16 protein-coding genes are annotated in these 17,419 nt (G+C 33.9%); 4 read left to right on the top strand and 12 right to left on the bottom strand.

Going from position 1 to position 17,419, the window contains the following annotated elements; genetic code table 11:
• From Q0Q96_RS03405 to Q0Q96_RS03355, 11 genes are all read right to left on the bottom strand, one after another.
• A partial coding sequence (locus Q0Q96_RS03405) for a lamin tail domain-containing protein (RefSeq protein ID WP_293871751.1) occupies nt 1–2,778 on the bottom strand: 2,778 nt, incomplete at its 3' end.
• 116 nt (nt 2,779–2,894) lie between these two features.
• Nucleotides 2,895–4,070 carry a proline dehydrogenase family protein gene (locus Q0Q96_RS03400; RefSeq protein WP_293871749.1) on the bottom strand — a complete coding sequence of 392 codons (1,176 nt, stop codon included), beginning with the start codon at nt 4,068–4,070 and terminating at the stop codon, nt 2,895–2,897.
• Between the two features lie 56 nt (nt 4,071–4,126).
• Nucleotides 4,127–5,554 (bottom strand): SDR family oxidoreductase, encoded by a 1,428-nt coding sequence (locus Q0Q96_RS03395; RefSeq protein WP_293871746.1) that lies wholly within the window; start codon nt 5,552–5,554, stop codon nt 4,127–4,129.
• A gap of 16 nt (nt 5,555–5,570) precedes the next feature.
• Entirely contained in the window at nt 5,571–6,863 is a 1,293-nt protein-coding gene (locus tag Q0Q96_RS03390; protein WP_293871743.1) for a DASH family cryptochrome, read from the bottom strand.
• 96 nt (nt 6,864–6,959) lie between these two features.
• Nucleotides 6,960–8,495, bottom strand: coding sequence for a cryptochrome/photolyase family protein (locus Q0Q96_RS03385; RefSeq protein ID WP_293871740.1), 1,536 nt, complete (start codon nt 8,493–8,495; stop codon nt 6,960–6,962).
• A gap of 92 nt (nt 8,496–8,587) precedes the next feature.
• Nucleotides 8,588–8,725 carry a DUF2256 domain-containing protein gene (locus Q0Q96_RS03380; protein WP_293871737.1) on the bottom strand — a complete coding sequence of 46 codons (138 nt, stop codon included), beginning with the start codon at nt 8,723–8,725 and terminating at the stop codon, nt 8,588–8,590.
• Complete coding sequence (locus tag Q0Q96_RS03375) at nt 8,712–9,446, bottom strand: DUF2071 domain-containing protein (protein WP_293871734.1); 735 nt, start codon at nt 9,444–9,446, stop codon at nt 8,712–8,714. The genes Q0Q96_RS03380 and Q0Q96_RS03375 overlap by 14 nt, the downstream gene beginning before the upstream one ends.
• 1 nt (nt 9,447) lies before the next feature.
• Nucleotides 9,448–10,941 carry a deoxyribodipyrimidine photo-lyase gene (locus Q0Q96_RS03370; protein WP_293871731.1) on the bottom strand — a complete coding sequence of 498 codons (1,494 nt, stop codon included), beginning with the start codon at nt 10,939–10,941 and terminating at the stop codon, nt 9,448–9,450.
• Nucleotides 10,938–11,582: a flavin reductase gene (locus Q0Q96_RS03365; RefSeq protein ID WP_293871728.1), complete on the bottom strand. Its 645-nt coding sequence runs from the start codon at nt 11,580–11,582 to the stop codon at nt 10,938–10,940. The genes Q0Q96_RS03370 and Q0Q96_RS03365 overlap by 4 nt, the downstream gene beginning before the upstream one ends.
• 69 nt (nt 11,583–11,651) lie before the next feature.
• A complete protein-coding gene (locus tag Q0Q96_RS03360; protein WP_293871725.1) occupies nt 11,652–12,050 on the bottom strand; it encodes a DUF2452 domain-containing protein in 399 nt (132 codons plus the stop codon).
• 17 nt (nt 12,051–12,067) lie between these two features.
• A complete protein-coding gene (locus tag Q0Q96_RS03355) occupies nt 12,068–12,358 on the bottom strand; it encodes a TIGR03643 family protein (RefSeq protein ID WP_293871722.1) in 291 nt (96 codons plus the stop codon).
• Nucleotides 12,359–12,493: 135 nt separating this feature from the next.
• Here Q0Q96_RS03355 and aroB point away from each other — a divergent pair, with 135 nt between their 5' ends.
• The 4 genes from aroB (at nt 12,494) to Q0Q96_RS03335 (ending at nt 16,771) form a co-directional block, all read left to right on the top strand.
• On the top strand, nt 12,494–13,561 hold the full coding sequence (aroB, locus tag Q0Q96_RS03350; RefSeq protein WP_293871754.1) for a 3-dehydroquinate synthase: 1,068 nt from the start codon (nt 12,494–12,496) through the stop codon (nt 13,559–13,561).
• A gap of 290 nt (nt 13,562–13,851) precedes the next feature.
• Nucleotides 13,852–15,252 (top strand): arginine decarboxylase, encoded by a 1,401-nt coding sequence (locus tag Q0Q96_RS03345; protein WP_293871719.1) that lies wholly within the window; start codon nt 13,852–13,854, stop codon nt 15,250–15,252.
• A gap of 107 nt (nt 15,253–15,359) precedes the next feature.
• Complete coding sequence (locus Q0Q96_RS03340; protein WP_293871716.1) at nt 15,360–16,334, top strand: deoxyhypusine synthase family protein; 975 nt, start codon at nt 15,360–15,362, stop codon at nt 16,332–16,334.
• Nucleotides 16,335–16,345: 11 nt separating this feature from the next.
• A complete protein-coding gene (locus tag Q0Q96_RS03335; protein ID WP_293871713.1) occupies nt 16,346–16,771 on the top strand; it encodes a DNA primase in 426 nt (141 codons plus the stop codon).
• 122 nt (nt 16,772–16,893) lie between these two features.
• Here Q0Q96_RS03335 and Q0Q96_RS03330 read toward each other — a convergent pair whose 3' ends face one another.
• Nucleotides 16,894–17,412 (bottom strand): DinB family protein, encoded by a 519-nt coding sequence (locus tag Q0Q96_RS03330; protein ID WP_293871710.1) that lies wholly within the window; start codon nt 17,410–17,412, stop codon nt 16,894–16,896.
• Between the last annotated feature and the right edge of the window lie 7 nt (nt 17,413–17,419).

Raw genomic sequence — 17,419 nt, 5'->3', positions numbered from 1 at the left:
GTCAATATTGCCCAGTATCTCCGGGATTTTTGTCGTCAAATTAAAAGTCTCGTAACCTTGTGATCCTGTGTAATCACATAAAGAATAATCACTTGGTGCTGTCGCAACAGGTGTGGGGTTTACTATGAGCTGGAGGGTGACTATTTGATAACATGATGAAGTACTAGAAGATACTCTAATAAAAATTGGTTGCAAATAAGGGATGATATTAGTATAATTTGTATTGTTAAGAATGCGAGTTCCATTAGTATCAGCATCTACAAAGGTTTCATGAAAAGTGAGCGTATACAGATTACCACCTGTCACCGAATTAATGACTTGTGTTAAATCAAAAGTTTCAAATCCATCATTATTGGGGTCACAAATTTGTAAGGGTATTGGGTTATTTACCGCAAAATTAGCATTAACACTCACTGTAACAGGTTTAATATCAAAACAAGTTCCAACGGTACTCTTAATATAATAAGTTCCACTTGTTGCAACTGCTGTGGGATTTGCAAGTGTAGTTGTAGCGGCAGCATTAGTCCAGTAACTCAAAGTTCCCCCTCCCGTACTTCCTGCTGTAACGAATGATAAAGTAATATTTACAGTACTAGGCGAACAAACTGCTGGTGGATTTGTAATGCTTAAAACTGGCGTAGTTGTGATAGTTACCACCACTGGCTTTATATCTGAACAAGAACCTAAAGAACTCTTTATGTAATAAGTGCCGCTTGTTCCAACTGCTGTCGGATTTGCAAGTGCCGTTGTTGCGGCTGCATTAGTCCAATAACTCAAAGTTCCGCCTCCCGTACTTCCCGCCGTAACAGCTGGTAAAGTTATATTAACCGCAGTTGGAGAACAAGCTGCTGGCGGATTGGTAATAGTTAATACTGGTGTTGTGGTACATTTTGCAAAACATGTGATTGTTTGGCTAGGCGTGCAAATGCCATTCCAGGTAAGTGTAAAAGTTACCGCTTGTCCTTGTGTTACTCCTGCCACATCAAAATGAGATGGTGCGATTAAATTTCCTGTTACAACTGGACCTCCATCAACTGTATAACTGTAAGTAAAACTTGTTTGACCCGCGTTATTAAAATCAAAAGCCACAGAAGTAGCAGTTGTATTGGCAAAATCACAAATTAAATTGGGAGTTGTCGTTGGGGGTGTATTACTGATAAGAACAATAATATCTGCTCTTGTACTTTCGCATCCTCCAATTGTTTGACTTACATAGTAGTGTGTTGAAGAACCTACAGCTCCTGTTGTTATAGGTGTTGGTGCTGTTGTCGAAGCAACGCCTCCTGTTGCATTTGTTCCGTACCAATTTAAAGTTCCGCCAGCACTTGAAGTTGCGACAAGCGGCACAGCTACGGCATTTTGACAATAAGTTATAGGAATTACAACTGATGGTGGTGCCACTGGTATTATTGGATTTACCGTCAACGGAATGGGTGTTGAGTAACAACCTGAAATTAAATTTCTTATAGTAACATTGTAAATATTAGGTACTAATCCAGTAAAAGTTGGACTTGCTTGATAATTTATTCCATTTACACTGTACTGATATACAGACATCTGATAACTACCAATATCCGAATAATCTTCGGGATCTATCGCCGTCCAATCTGCTGGATTCCAAATTAAACTAGGTTTTATTACTGTGTTCAATCTTCGGTATGTGTAGCCATTTTGACCACTCGGAGTGAATGTAGAACCATCTGTAGGTCCCCATAAATCGATTTCAACATCAGATGCTGTAGTTAATCTTATATTATCGTTATTATTTACTCCGCCACACGAGGTGAAAGTTTGATCTGGAATTATACCCGCAATATTGGCGTTATTACTCACCTTTATAACATTGGTAGAATTATTTGCAATGATTCCATTTAATGGGAGATCACAAGATAAATTTGCAGTTACTGGTGGAGATCCCCAAGTGTAAAATTTTAATTTGTAATTTGTTAAATTTATTGCAGCACCTGTGCCATTATATAGTTCAACATATGTCAACGAACCCGAATTAGCATCGGTTACTTCAGAAATAAATAAGTTCGTTGGAATAGGTTCTACCGGATTATTTACGGGACTTGTAAAAACGATTGTTCCTGTTGGTAACGGACACGTTGGTTGTTGAGTTACACTCACATTTGGCACCTGACATAACAGTGCAACATCTATCAAAGATAAATTATCTAGAGCAAAATCATTTCCTGCGCCGCCACCAAAAAACTGGCTGTCTGTAATCCAAATTTGAGCATTATTTGTTGTTGCTGTCCATCTATAAACTACTTTAGTCCAAACAGATGGAAAGCCAACGGGACATATTGACGGACCAGACATTAGTGTTGGAATAGTTGTCGTTCCGTTTGTATTAACGTCTAATATGGCAGAGTTGCTACTATTATTTGTTGACGAGATTGAGCGAACGTAATACGTAAATTCATAAGTCCGTCCGCTTACAACGCCAATACTTGAACCATTTAGTAATTCCCAAACCTTATCATTTGGACTACCCGATCCGTCAACGACCATCATTTTTCCGGTACCACTAGGATAATCTCCACAGTGCGCGTAATTTGCCGTATTCATCGTGAATGGATCAGTAATTATATTATAATTTCTCGGCGCACTATTTCCAGCTGCCGCAGGCAAATTATAGGCTGTTGTAAAGCCAGTTCCTGATCCTCCACTTTCAAATCCTCCATTAACAAGAAGATTTTGTGCCATTCCATGGATGGGAAAAAATACGAGTAAAACCAACAGTATTTTATATAAGAAAATATTTTTCTTCATTATGCTTTCACTTAATTGGTAGGTTATTTTATTTTAGAATTGTTGACAAAAAATAGGTAACAAATATATTGATTTTTAATAGCTTAATAAAAAACTGCCTTTTAAATTAAGGTTAATTATAGTTTTCGACTTTTTCTTCTAACTCGCTCTGCTTTCAATAAGTTTAGTTCTCTACTAGTTTGACCAGCTACTGAAGTGTTTTCTTCAGCTCTTCTTATTAAATACGGCATAACATCTCGAACAGGACCAAAAGGCAAATATTTTGCAACGTTGTAACCGTTTTCTGCCAAGTTAAAACTGATATTATCACTCATTCCATATAATTGTCCAAACCATATTCGGTTATCATTTTTAGATAGACCTTTAGTTTTAATCAATTCTATCGCTTTATAGGAACTTAATTCGTTGTGAGTGCCGACAAAAATTGACATTGTATCTAAATGATCCATCATGTAAATCATTATCTTGTCATAATTTGCATCGGTTGCTTCTTTACTTTCACAAATAGGTGTTGGATAGCCATTTTCTTGAGCACGTTTGATTTCTTTTTCCATGTAAGCACCTCGAACGAGTTTCATTCCTATAAAAAATCCTTCGGTTTTAGCTTGATCTTGCAATTTTTTTAAATAATCAAATCTGTCCCAGCGATATAATTGTAAGGTGTTGAAAACAATAGCTTTTTCTTTATTGTACTTTCTCATCATTTCGGTAACCAAATCATCAGCTGCATCTTGCATCCAACTTTCTTCACCGTCTATCAGAAGTGCTACATTTTTTGCGTGAGCTGTTTTACAAATCAAATCAAAACGAGCCACCACTCTATTCCACTCTTTTTGTTCCTCTATGGTTAACGGTTTCTTTTCTCCAATTTTTGTATACAAATCAAAACGACCTAAACCTGTAGGTTTAAATACGGCAAACGGAATGGCTTTTTTCTCCTCGGCGAATTCAACTGTTTTTAAGGTCATTTCTAAAGCCGCATCAAATTGCTCTTCTTCTTCTTTACCTTCTACGGAATAATCTAAAACCGATGAAACATCTTTGGTAAACATTTTATCGACCACCGAAAGACAATCTTCTTCATTAACACCACCACAAAAGTGGTCAAAAACAGTAGCTCTAATTAATCCCTCTACCGGTAAATGTGCTTTCAAAGCGAAGTTAGTAACCGCAGTTCCAATGCGTACTAACGGCTCATTATCAATCATTTTAAATAAAAAATAAGCTCTTTCTAATTCGGTATCCGTTTTGAGGGCAAAAGCAACTTGTGTATTGTTGAAAATTGTTTCCATAATTCGATTTATCGGAACAAATATAAAAGACTTTTAGCAATTATTGTTTTTAAAAACTAGTTTGAAGTTGCAATTTTTTTTATCATTCCGTTGAAAATAAAAAAATGAAATGGTAGCATTGAATACCAATATAGTCTGCCAAAAATGCCTATGGGTCTGAATGTAGCAATTTGATGCAAAACATTATTTTCGTCTATCCTAAATTCAAGCCAAGCCTCACCAGGCAATCGCATTTCAGCAAAAAGCAATAAGCGTTTGTTTTCTTTGTCTGCCAATAAAACGCGCCAAAAATCAAGCGAATCACCATTATCTAGGTGCGTTGGGTTTGTTCTTCCTCTACGCAGGCCAACTCCACCAAAAATTTTATCTACAAAACCTCTTAATTGCCATAAACTATCGGCATAATACCATCCTTTATTACCACCAATTGACCAAATATTTTGTAAAACTTGATCTACACTATTAATTTTCATGGATTTGTAATCCTTAAGGCATCCAAAATTTGGAACTTGAATATAATTCGATAGACTTTTTTTAAAGCGACTACTCACCAAACTATCTTTCCAACTTGAAATCACTAAATTTTGCTCAATCTTTTCAAATGCTAATTTAATGGCATCTACATAAGAAATTGGTTTTATCGCAAGTTTATTTTGAAGTCGGTTGTCTTTGCAAACCACTTCTACTTTCATACTGTCTACAAGGTTTACCGCCAATTTATAAGAAGTGGACGTAACAAAATACAACCAATAGGAAGATAATTTTGGGGTCATCACCGGAACCGTGATTATGAGTAGTTTGATGCGTCGTGTTTTGGCATACAATTGCATCATTTGTTTGTAGGTAATTATATTTGGTCCACCAATATCAAAAGATTGATCATAACAATCTGCTCTGTTTTGCACACCGGTCAAATATTGAATCACATCTCTGATGGCAATGGGCTGTGTTTTAGTCAAAACCCATTTGGGGGTAATCATAACAGGTAATTTTTCGCATAAATCACGAATGATTTCAAAAGATGAACTGCCAGAACCTACTATAATTCCTGCTCTTAAAACCGTTAATCTGGGAGCTCCTTTATATAATATTTTTTCGACACTATTTCTAGATAGCATGTGTTTGGATAAATTTGGGTCATTCACAATACCACTTAAATAGATAACTTGTTTGACATTCATGTACTCTGAATACGTATTGAAATTTTTTGCTATTATGGATTCCATTGTGTCAAATGTTTCAACAGAACTCGACATAGAATGTATCAAAAAATAAGCAATGTCTATGTGTTCTGGACAATTATCAAGATTTACTTCGTCTAAAAAATCGACTTCCCAGATGGTTACTAACGAAAGAGTTTGTTTATCTAAACCTAACCTAAATTTGTCTCGAACAGCGCATGTAACTTCATGACCTTGTTCTAATAACTCGGGTAATAAACGTCTTCCCACGTAACCGTTGGCACCTGTTACTAAAATTTTCATTTGCTTGTTTTACTGATTAATCTGCCAACCATAAATTTCTATAATTTTTGTTTTTATCATAATCTTGTGCTTGCTTTTCAGTATTAAAATACCGATTTTCCCTAGGATCATTTCCAACACCAGCAATATATGCCCAATTTCCCCAATTACTGCATTCATCGTAATCAATGAGTTGCTGCTCAAAATAGGACGCACCATACCGCCAATCTAGTTTTAAATCATTACAAAAATAACTCGCTACGTTCTGTCTGCCGCGATTACTCATAAATCCAGTACGTTGCAATTCAATCATATTGGCATTTACAAAATCTGATTTTGTAGTTCCGTTTATCCAGTGGTGAAGTAGTTTTTCACTGACCGATTTTGGAATTTGCTTTTCAGATGTAATACCAGCAGGTAAAAACATTTTTGACTGATGTTTCTTAAACATAAACCGAAAGAAATCTCTCCAAAGCAATTCAAAAACCAACCAATAAGTTGATTCGTTAGCACCGAATTGCATCTCATATTTTTTTAATTCAAAGTAAATATATCTCGGAGAAATACAACCTAATGCTAACCAAGCCGAAAATTTAGAAGAATAATTGGCACCTATCAATCCGTTTCGAGTTTCTTTATAAATTGAAATATTCTTGGTTTCAAAGAAATAATAATTTAATCGGTTGAGCGCTTCTGTTTCACCACCTTTGAATTGCATCGCTGCTCGTGAATCTATTTCAATAAATTCAAGATCTAAATCTTCCAACGACGGAAGTATAGTTTGCGGAATATCGGGCGAATTTATGGTTGCGGGTTTATCAAAAACAGACCTAACAACGGCATCTTTTTCTGTTTTTTTTCTGAAATTGGTAAATACATCTGGAATATCTTTTATGGAAAAAGGTAAATCTTGAGCATGATATAATGTGCTGGAACTGAAGGTTTCAAATTCACATCGCAATTTAAAAAGCGCTGTTTGGACTAATTGTTCCGCTTGCTTTTCTTCGTAAGCAACTTCGCGTTTCGCAAAAACTTTGGATACATTATATTCTGAAACTATTTTGGGGATTGCGATTTCGGGTTTGTCTCTCAAAATGATCAGTCCAGAACCTAAATCCCTTAAGTTCTTATCAAGATTTTTTAAGGATTCTAACAAAAATTGGGCTCTAAAACTCCCTGTTTTTTTAAATCCAAATTCGGTGCTTTCATAATGAGAATCGTCAAAACAATAAACTGGTATTACCTGGTCGCTTTGAGCAATAGCTTTAACTAACGTTTCATTATCTTCTAATCGTAAATCGGTTTTAAACCAAACAATAGACTTTTTCATAATTTTTTAAGTTTTTTTTCATACAAGGTTTCAAAAACCTTGTATGTTTGATATTTATTTAGAATACCTGCATGGTCAAAAAAGACCTTGCAGGATTTATAATTCATTTATATTTTTCAAATAATATTCAGCTTGTTGCAGCATAGCTGTTTTGTCGTCGGGTTTCATTTTTCTCCAAACGTTATACATCATTCCAATTCTTGGATTTTTCGCTAATTTGTCTTCATTTCTGTCATAAAAATTCCAATAAAGACTGTTGAAAGGGCATGATTTTTCGCCTGTCTTAAGTGCTTTTTTATAAAAACAAGTTCCACAATAATTACTCATTTTATCAATGTAGGAAGCCGAACTTACATAAGGTTTTGTGCCCACAATGCCGCCATCAGCAAACTGACTCATACCGCGCGTGTTGGTAATTTCTACCCATTCTATTGCATCAATATAAATCCCGAGATACCATGCATCAATTTCATCGGGATGAATTCCTGCCAAAAGCGCAAAGTTTCCTGTAATCATCAATCGCTGAATGTGATGCGCATAGGCATATTCTAGCGATTGATTTATGGCATCTTTCATGCAGTTCATTTTTGTTTTTCCTGTCCAAAACCAGTCGGGTAATTTTTCTTGATTGTTAAAGAAATTCATAGTGGCAAATTCGGGCATTTTGTTCCAATAAATGCCACGCATGTACTCGCGCCAACCAATTATTTGACGAACAAAACCCTCTAACTGATTGAATTCTATTTCGTTTGGACGCTTGCACCATTCTTCGATACATCGGTCGATGACTTCTTTCGGAGAAATCATTTTTACATTCATAGAAAACGAAATTCTCGAATGATACAACGACCATTCATTTGGAGTCATCGCATCTTGATAACTTCCAAAAAGCTGCAAACATTCTTTGGCAAAAAAATCTAATAATTGTAATGATTGCACTCTATTTATGGGCCAAACAAAGTTTGTAGTATCGATAGTTCCAATAGTTTTAACGTTGGTTTTTGCTATTTCGTTATAGATATCAGAAACATCATTATTGAACACAAATGGTGGCGTTGGTTTGTGGTCTTTTGGTAATTTTTTTCTGTTATCACCATCATAATTCCACTGACCGGTGAGTGGTTTGTCGTCATGCATCATCACATTGTGTTTTTTTCGCATGGCACGATAAAAACTTTCCATCAAGTAAATTTTCTTGCCTTCAAAAAAATCTCCTAGCTCCTTTCGAGTTGTAAAAAAATGTTCAGAATCAACAACAGAACTTGTAATTGTTAATGATTCACAAAGTTTTTTTAAGTTTAAATCTACACGGTATTCATCTGGAAATTGGTATTCAAAATGAGTAAAATTGTGTTTTGAAATTAAATTTTGAATGTTTTTTTCAAAGGATTGCAAGTTGCTAGTATCATTCAAATGAATGTACATTACTTGATGATTTTTTGCTCGCAATTCGTTAGAAAAAGCTTGCATAGCTGCAAAAAAACCAACTACTTTTTGAATATGATGTGTTGCATAATCGGTTTCGGAACGAATTTCCATTAATATATAAGTAACGAAATCATCTGTAGTTTTGAACCACGAATGATTGCTATTTAATTGATCACCGAGAATTAATTTTAAAGTTTTTGACATTTTTACTTGATTTATCCTACAAGATTTTTTTTTGACTTTGTAGGTTTTATAATTACACCTACAAGATTTTTGAAACCTTACAGGAATTAACATTACTTATTATTTCTACATTTATCACTACAATATTTCACTTCCTCCCAAACTTTCTCCCATTTTTTTCGCCAAGAAAAAGGTCGGTTACAAACAATGCAAACTTTGCTGGGCAGATTTTGTTTTTTAACTCCTTTCACTACTAAAATTCAGTTTTGTTCGTTTCCAGTTTACGGCAACTTTCGACCCCTCGGCGATAAAAACTGCTGTTGGTTTTGTATGATTTAAAACCCAAAATGGTTCACCGTACATGGCTTTAAAATCACAATCAATTTTATAATTTACTACCTCGTGTACTTTCCAACTTGGATGTTGCAGTTGGTATTCCTCGGTTGTTTGCTCATCAATTTTCGTGTAACCATAATAATGCTCATAAATGAATTGTTCCAAACTATTTACCTTCATTTTTTCTGATTTTATTTCGGCTTCCACAAATATGCTATTCCATTTTTTATTCAAAAGCCATCCAAATTCTATCTCCTGATTTGTAGCATTACTTCGAATATCGTTCTTTGTTGGCACAACGGTATAATGCTCTTTGTACAACTTGTTTGCCATCCAAGCGACAAGTTTGTAAGGAATTGTTTCGTTTATAAAAACTACGCCACGCTTGGTTTGATTTCCCTCTTTTCTAGTTACATAAAATCGCAAATTGATTTCTTCAAATGTACCCAACAATGGAATTGGAATATTGAATAATTTGGTATTCTTAAACATGAAACCCACCAAACTTATGTAGGCTTTTCCGTTATATAAATCAAGTGCTACGCCTTTGGGCAAAAATGGAATCAGAATTTCGGATTCAATTTCGTAATTCGCCATTATGATATTTTCCCAGTTTGCTTTTAAAAATACCGTCATTTTAGATTTTCTTTTTTGATTTCACCATACGATTAGGATTACTGACATGCTTTTTCAAAATTCTCTTTCCTTCTACTTTTACCTCGTCTTTTTTTCTAAAACTCCAAACAATATCGCTGGCTATTTTACGAGTTTCTTCAAGATCTACTATCGGATACGGGTAATCTTTTCCCAGCTCACAATTGTAAAATTGTTGCTCTATCGGATTTAATTTCCAAGGTTCATGAATCAAATCAACAGGAATTTCTTGTAGTTCTGGAATCCATTTCTTAATAAAAATACCTTCAAAATCGTGCTCTTCGGAGTTTTTTATTGGATTGTAAATTCGAATTGTATTGATTCCAGTCGTTCCTGATTGCATTTGCAATTGTGGATAATGAATTCCGGGTTCGTAATCTAAAAACTGACGCGCTAAAAAGTGCAACTCGCGCCAATCTTGCCACAAATTGAAAGTAAAAAACGAAACTACCATCGCGCGCATTCTGAAATTGAGATAACCTGTGGCAACGACGCATTTCATGCAGGCATCTACAATTGGAATTCCGGTTTTACCTTGCTGCCATGCTTTGATATGCGCTTCGTTTTTAGGTTTTACCAAAGTATCGTACGCTCGGTTTATATTTTCAAATTCCATACGGCATTCGTCTTCAAACTTTTGGATAAAATGGCAATGCCAATGCAGTCTTGAAACAAAATTTAGAATGGCTCTTTTATTTTTGCACGTCTCATAATGCTGATTTGTATATTGATAAATCATTCGCATACTGATATTTCCGTACGTCAAATAAGGTGATAATCGGCTACAACCTGTGCGACTCAAACTGGGTTTTGAAATGTGTTTGCTGTAGTTTACGTAACGTTCTTTTACAAAACTATCAAGATAGCGCCAAGCAAGACTTTCTCCACCTTTTTGAAAATTTTTATTGCTTGACGTGACTTCTTTTGAAAGTACTTTTCCTTTGAATTTTTGATAAAAATTTGCATCTAATTTCTCAAACTGAAACCTATTCAAATCAATAATTTTGGGTTCATTACGCATCACGTTTTCCCAACGTTTATCCCAATCCTTTCTCGATTTTAGTTTTCTTATTACACCATGCATTTGAGATTGTTGCCAATGAATATTGTTTTCATCAAAAAATAACTGTATTGCAATGTCACGATCAAAAGTGATTTTGTTCCCAATTTCTTGATGCGAAAAGATAGATTTTACGTTATAAACTTGTAGTATTTCCTCAAAAACCGGTTTCACTTCGTTGTGAAAAAAGTAAATTTTTGAATCAACCGCATTCAATTTTGATTGCATATCTTGCAATGATTCGTAAATAAATCTCCAATGACGAACATCAGAATCATCATAACTCATTACAGAAGGTTCGAAAAAATAGAGTAAAATTATAGGAATTTCTTCTTGTTGTGCCAAAAAAAGTGGTTCATGATCTGTAAAACGTAAATCACGCTTGAACCAAACAATATTGATGGTTTTTTTACTCAATTGGTGTTAATTGAGGTTAATACTTTATCAGGTTTTGCATAACTCAATCTATCCAATCGAACAGTTTTATGATAACTATCTAAACCCGAACAAGTAATGGTTAGGGATTTTTCCAAATCGATAAAACCGTCTTTTTGAAGACAGTCCGTTGGAAGATATACTTCTTTCACCTCGCCAATAATCATTACCGTATTATTAATTTTTAAATCTATTTTTTCTTTAAACTCCATTGCCACTTGCAGTTGGCTTTGCTTTACAAATGGGGCAAAATATTCGTTTTTATATTCTGCTGTCAATCCGGTTATTTCAAATTCTGAAATAGTTCTGTCATAGCGAGCAGAAGTTTGATGCGCTTGTTTATAAATAAATTCATTAATATGATTTATTGTGTAGCATTTAGTTTCCAAAATATTTTCCAAAGTATGTCTTGCTACAACTCCCGGACGAAAAATCATGGCAAACAAAGGCGGATTACTTCCTATGTGAACTAATGAATCTATAATCGCTAAATTGGTTTGACTTTCTTTGTTTTGAGTGCCAATCAAACAAACGCTTTTAAAACCTCCTAAACTGTTGGCAAAATGAACTCTTTCTTGTTTATCCATTGCCATAATATCTTGAAAAGAAATTGTACTTTGCATCTACTTTTGAGTTTATAGTATTGAATTTAAAGCTTTAACGAAGATTATAAATGAAATATTCTTTGGTTTTTACTCAATTACAATCCATTTTTTATCGCTGTTTAATTTGAAAGTGCCAATGTGCTGCTTATTCCATTCGTGCGGACCAATTAATGAAAGGAAATTGAGACCATCATCGCCCACATACAGATGGTAAATTTCACCAATAACAGGCTCAAATGAAAATTTGGAACTATACACCAGTTCATTCCATTCGTATTCTTTCATCAAATTTTCGTACTGAATTTTAAGTTCATTAAACTTATTTGCCAGCTCTTTATTTACATTGCTAATCCCTCTACTTTTCCAGGAAACGACATCAACAACTGTGATTACTGGAGCGCCAATACTTGAAGAATAAGGCAGAAGACTTGCGTTATATCCTTTTTGGTCAGAATAAACAATATTATCGGGTCTTTCTTTTTCCATTTTTATTATTGATTCGATTATCTTTTTGAAATTTTGTTGTTTGAAATAGCGCGTTGCATGTTGCATTTAAATCTATCAATTCCTTCTACTCGTTTTGCCGCATGCTTTGTTTTACAATTTTCTACGCGTTCTCGCCAAAGTTTGTAACTACTAAATTTAAGTTCTTTTTTCATCAACACTTTCACATCGGCTTCAGCGAGACCAAATTGTAATTTAATAGCATCAAACGGTGTTCGATCTTCCCAAGCCATTTCAATAATTCTATCAACCGCTATTTCTTCTAAAAATAAATTTGTCTTTACGGGCATTTTGTTCATAGTTTTGTTAAAAAAAGTAAACAAAGATATTATAAATTTTTAATTAAAAGGCTAAAACCCATTAATAAAACTTATATTAATATTTGAAAAAAAATCCCTTATTTTGTTCAATATATTTATACAATGATTAAAGCAATAGCTGCAAATGGCTACCAAATTCTTTTCGGCGACGAAGGATATAAATTTCTTAACAGTTTTATTGAAGAAAATAAGTATTACAATATTTTTATTTTAGTAGATACCCATTCTAACGATTATTGTTTGCCACTATTTTTACGGTATTTGGCAACTTATAAAACCATCGAAATTATAAAAATTGAAGCTGGTGAGCGAAAAAAAAACATCAACACCTGTTTAGAAATTTGGACTGTTTTAACAGAACTTGGTGCTGATAGAAAAAGTCTACTTATTAATCTTGGTGGAGGAGTTATAACTGATATAGGTGGATTTGTAGCTTCTACTTTCAAACGCGGAATTGATTTTATTCATATACCAACAACACTTTTGGCCATGGTTGATGCCTCTATTGGTGGCAAGAATGGCGTAGATTTAGGCAACCTCAAAAACCAAATAGGTGTAATCAATATTCCCAAAATGGTTTTGATAGATTCTAACTATTTATCGACTTTACCTCAAAACGAAATGCGTTCCGGATTTGCAGAAATGTTGAAACACGGATTGATTGCTGATGCTTTGTATTGGAAACAATTTCTTAATCTCAAACATATTGATTTTGCAGACTTTGATACGAAAATTCATCGATCTATCGAAATAAAAAATGAAATTGTAACGCAAGACCCAACAGAAAATGGCATTCGAAAAGCGTTGAATTTTGGTCATACTTTAGGACACGCTATAGAAAGTTTTTTCCTTGAAAATGAAAACAAAAAAAAGTTGCTACATGGCGAAGCTATTGCGGTAGGAATGATTTTAGAAAGTTTTATTTCATGGAAAAAAGAACTACTTTCTGAAATTGAATATCTAGCAATTAAAAACACTATTAAAACTATTTTTGTACCAGTACATTTTGAAGAAAATGATTTACAACCTATAATGAATTTACTCATTCATGACAAAAAAAATGAATATGGAAAAGTACAGTTTGCCTTGTTACGTGGAATTGGCAGTATCAAAATTAATCAAGAAGTTGAAAATGAGTTAATTATAAAATCTTTTGACGATTACAAATCTTAATTTTTTTTTCACACTAATAGTTGCGTTTCGAAAATATTATTTTTTACATTTGCCCTAATGAAAAAAAGTGTAACCGCTATAAATTACAGTAATTACCGTCAAGAAACCACTATTAATTTCTTAACCTTTCTACCTCATTTTTTGATACAAAAAAATGATTTTAATGCTTTGTGTACACAAATTATTTTTTTGTTCCAAGAAAAACTTCCCATTGTTTATGCAAATATTCGAGTTTGAATGTAAGATTAATTTGTTTTTACAATAACTTAATCTTCAATTTTACGTAAGCAATGAATACAAGATATTTCGATTTAATTAATCAAACATTTTACTTCCCTCAAGAAGAATTTACACTCAACAAAGACAATCTTCAATTTCATAACATCGATTTGATGAAATTGGTAGAACAATATGGCACGCCATTAAAGTTTACTTATTTGCCACAAATTTCCAACAACATCAATAAAGCTAAAGCTTGGTTTAGAAAGGCTATGGAAAAAAATAAGTATGAAGCAAAATATTATTATTGTTATTGTACTAAAAGCTCCCATTTTAGTTTTATAATGGATGAAGCTTTTAAGAATAATATTAATATCGAAACCTCATCGGCTTATGATATTAATATTGTTGAGAATTTAATGTCTCAAGGAAAAATTAACAAAAACACCTATATAATCTGTAATGGTTTCAAACGAGAACAATATATTGAAAACATAGCGCGCTTGATAAACGGCGGACACAATAAAACCATTCCCATAATTGATAACTTTGAAGAGCTAGATTTATTACAAGACGCCATAAATGGCAAATTCAAAATTGGAATTAGAATTGCCGCAGAAGAAGAACCAAAGTTTGAATTCTACACCTCAAGACTAGGGATTGGATATAAAAATATACTTCCTTTTTACAGAAAACAAATACAAGAAAATAAACAAGTTGAACTAAAAATGCTTCACTTTTTTATCAATACTGGTATTATGGATACTGCTTATTACTGGAACGAATTGGTCAAATGTATTAAAGTTTATGTTGCTTTAAAGAAAGAATGTCCAACCCTTGATAGTCTAAATGTTGGCGGTGGTTTTCCTATCAAAAACTCGTTGGCATTTGAATATGATTACCAATACATGATTGATGAAATTATAAATCAAATTAAAATTGCTTGCGATGAAGCAGAAGTTGACGTTCCAAATATTTTTACCGAGTTTGGTTCGTTTACAGTAGGAGAAAGTGGCGGAGCAATCTATCAAGTATTGTATCAAAAACAACAAAACGATAGAGAAAAATGGAACATGATTGATAGTTCATTTATCACTACTTTACCCGATACCTGGGCAATAAATAAACGATTTGTTATGTTGGCTATCAACCGTTGGAATGATACTTATGAAAGGGTTTTACTAGGTGGTTTGACTTGTGATAGTGATGATTATTACAATTCAGAGCAAAATATGAATGCTATTTATTTGCCTAAATACAGCAAAGAAAAACCCTTATATATTGGTTTTTTCAATACTGGTGCCTATCAAGAAACTATAGGTGGATTTGGCGGATTACACCACTGCTTGATTCCACAACCTCGACATATTTTAATTGACCGTGATGAAAACGGTATACTTGCAACAGAAATATTTTCAGAGCAGCAAAGTTCAGACGAGGTACTGAAAATATTGGGATACACAAAAAAATAATTTTCAGGCAAGTAAAACAATAAGTAAAAAAATGATTAAAAAATAGTTTGCGGTTTTAGAAAAAAAGATTTTCTTTGAAACGCAGATGTAAGCAACCTAAAAAGATAATGAGCAAAGGACCTATCAGTCAGTTTATAGAAAAAAATTACCTTCATTTCAATGCGGCAGCCCTTGTAGATGCTGCAAAAGGATATGAACAACATTTGCTTGAGAATGGAAAAATGATGATTACTTTGGCAGGAGCGATGAGCACTGCCGAAATGGGAAAATCACTTGCAGAAATGATTCGTCAAGATAAGGTTCATATTATTTCTTGTACAGGAGCTAATCTGGAAGAAGACATTATGAATTTGGTTGCTCATAATTCCTATAAAAGAGTTCCCAATTACCGCGATTTATCACCGCAAGAAGAGTGGGATTTATTAGAAAACCACTATAACCGTGTTACCGATACCTGTATCCCAGAAGAAGAGGCTTTCCGAAGATTGCAATCACATTTATACGATATTTGGTATAAGGCAGACTCTACTGGACAACGTTATTTTCCTCATGAATTTATGTACCAAATGGTAAATTCAGGAGTATTAAAACAATATTACGAAATTGACCCCAAAGATTCATGGATGGTTGCTGCAGCTGAGAAAAATTTACCAATTGTAGTACCAGGCTGGGAAGACAGCACCATGGGCAATATTTTTGCATCCTACTGCATCAAAGGAACCTTCAAGCCAACTACGATGAAAAGTGGTATCGAATACATGATGTGGTTAGCCGATTGGTATCCTAAAAACAGTTCTGGAAAAGGAGTTGGTTTCTTCCAAATAGGTGGAGGTATTGCTGGTGATTTCCCTATTTGTGTTGTTCCGATGTTATACCAAGATATGGAGATGCACGATGTTCCGTTTTGGAGTTATTTTTGTCAAATTTCAGATTCAACAACAAGTTATGGTTCGTATTCAGGCGCTGTACCCAATGAGAAAATTACCTGGGGAAAACTTGATATTCATACGCCCAAGTTTATTATCGAATCGGATGCAACCATTGTTGCTCCTTTAATTTTTGCTTATTTACTAGATTTATAACAGATTTTTTTATGAGAAGAGTTATTGTAGATTATGCTAAACTAACCGGTGACATACTAAATTTATTAGTAGAGAAATTCCCCGAGGGTTATGACGACACTGACATCATTCGTTTTAGAAATGCTCAAAACGAATTGATAGAAGCCGTTGAAGTAAAAACAGAGGAAACAATATATTTAGTAAAAGTGAGTACCAAACTTGCCAGTCGTATGGAAAAATACGACGAAGAAGAAGATATTGACTCGGTGGTTGAACCCATAATTCCAATCAAAGGATTAGATGATGATGACGATGGACAATCTGATGAAAACGAAGAGGAAGAAGAGGAAGATTTATTAAAAGATAAAGGTGGTTCTGACGATGACGACGACGACGACGACGACGATGACTTTAAGGTTTTAGATAATGGTGACCACGACGACGATGAAGATGATTAAATAATTATAAATTTTGAATTATAAATGAGTCCCAATTTCCTTACGAAATTTGGGATTTTTTTTTAAAAAAATGTTTTAAACATACTTACTGTAATTACGATTGTAACTTGTAATTCTTACTTTTACAAATATCTTTCCTCAAAAACTCGTTGATGATGATTTTGGTGACCAATAATCACAAAACCAAGTGCTCTAACCGAAATAGGATTGTCTGAAGCAATGCCAATGCGGAGTGATTCTACTTCATTGAAGGATTTGAATAGTGCTATTGAGGATTGTCTAACTATTAATAACTCCGTCAGTAAATCTTGAATACTTCTTTTGTTAGCATTGGCATGGACTACATAATCGTTTTCGTCAAAGCTTGACAAAGCAGTTTTGTCATTTCGGGCAAATCGCAAAGCTCTATATGCAAATATTCGCTCGGCATCAATGAGGTGTTGTATAATATCCTTTATAGTCCATTTCCCTTCATCATAACGGTAATCAAATTTATCCAAAGGAATATTTTGAACAAATTTCACTAAACGATGAACTGAAATTTCGAGTTCTTCAACAAGAGTATATTCGTTTGAAACTTGGCTGATATAGTTACCAAAATAGGTATCGTATTCCTCTTGTTGTAATTGTGATGGTCTCATAGATTAG

The organism is Flavobacterium sp., assembly GCF_025352015.1.
Lineage (GTDB): Bacteria > Bacteroidota > Bacteroidia > Flavobacteriales > Flavobacteriaceae > Flavobacterium.
Note: the sequence above shows the minus strand (reverse complement) of the source record. Positions and strands in the feature narration are given on the sequence as shown.

Bases quoted from the DNA above. Each gene is read 5' to 3' on its own strand.
- Q0Q96_RS03345 (WP_293871719.1), top strand. From the start codon at position 13,852: ATGAATACAAGATATTTCGATTTAATTAATCAAACATTTTACTTCCCT.
- Q0Q96_RS03400 (WP_293871749.1), bottom strand. From the start codon at position 4,070: ATGGAAACAATTTTCAACAATACACAAGTTGCTTTTGCCCTCAAAACG.
- Q0Q96_RS03395 (WP_293871746.1), bottom strand. From the start codon at position 5,554: ATGAAAATTTTAGTAACAGGTGCCAACGGTTACGTGGGAAGACGTTTA.
- Q0Q96_RS03360 (WP_293871725.1), bottom strand. From the start codon at position 12,050: ATGGAAAAAGAAAGACCCGATAATATTGTTTATTCTGACCAAAAAGGA.
- Q0Q96_RS03375 (WP_293871734.1), bottom strand. From the start codon at position 9,446: ATGACGGTATTTTTAAAAGCAAACTGGGAAAATATCATAATGGCGAAT.
- Q0Q96_RS03335 (WP_293871713.1), top strand. From the start codon at position 16,346: ATGAGAAGAGTTATTGTAGATTATGCTAAACTAACCGGTGACATACTA.
- Q0Q96_RS03390 (WP_293871743.1), bottom strand. From the start codon at position 6,863: ATGAAAAAGTCTATTGTTTGGTTTAAAACCGATTTACGATTAGAAGAT.
- Q0Q96_RS03365 (WP_293871728.1), bottom strand. From the start codon at position 11,582: ATGCAAAGTACAATTTCTTTTCAAGATATTATGGCAATGGATAAACAA.
- Q0Q96_RS03330 (WP_293871710.1), bottom strand. From the start codon at position 17,412: ATGAGACCATCACAATTACAACAAGAGGAATACGATACCTATTTTGGT.
- Q0Q96_RS03355 (WP_293871722.1), bottom strand. From the start codon at position 12,358: ATGCCCGTAAAGACAAATTTATTTTTAGAAGAAATAGCGGTTGATAGA.
- Q0Q96_RS03340 (WP_293871716.1), top strand. From the start codon at position 15,360: ATGAGCAAAGGACCTATCAGTCAGTTTATAGAAAAAAATTACCTTCAT.
- Q0Q96_RS03385 (WP_293871740.1), bottom strand. From the start codon at position 8,495: ATGTCAAAAACTTTAAAATTAATTCTCGGTGATCAATTAAATAGCAAT.